The organism is Ramlibacter sp. bp-362 (assembly GCF_054956735.1).
This window is the reverse complement of record NZ_JBUDXE010000093.1, coordinates 1-233: the sequence shown is the minus strand read 5'-3', so window position 1 is coordinate 233 and position 233 is coordinate 1. Positions and strand designations below refer to the sequence as shown.

1 protein-coding gene is annotated in these 233 nt (G+C 54.1%); it reads left to right on the top strand.

Annotated features, from left to right (window positions below):
• Positions 1-67: 67 nt before the first annotated feature.
• On the top strand, positions 68-233 hold a 166-nt coding region (locus ACY0MJ_RS22535; protein WP_462640792.1), incomplete at its 3' end, for a RapZ C-terminal domain-containing protein.

The window sequence follows — 233 nt, the reverse complement described above, 5'->3', positions numbered from 1 at the left end:
GTGCTTGAAGCCGAAGGACACGACGGTGACGGTCATGCTCTTCTTGCTGTCCGTAATGGCATAGCGCTTGACCAGGATCTCCTTGAGCTGCTTCGGCTTCAAGCACGGCATGCCCATCGATGCGGACATCGTCGAAGATGTGCGCTTCCTGCCCAATCCTTATTATATTGAAGAATACCGCCATAAATCGGGCCGTGTACCCTGTGTGCGCGACTATGTCGAAAGCTTCCCCA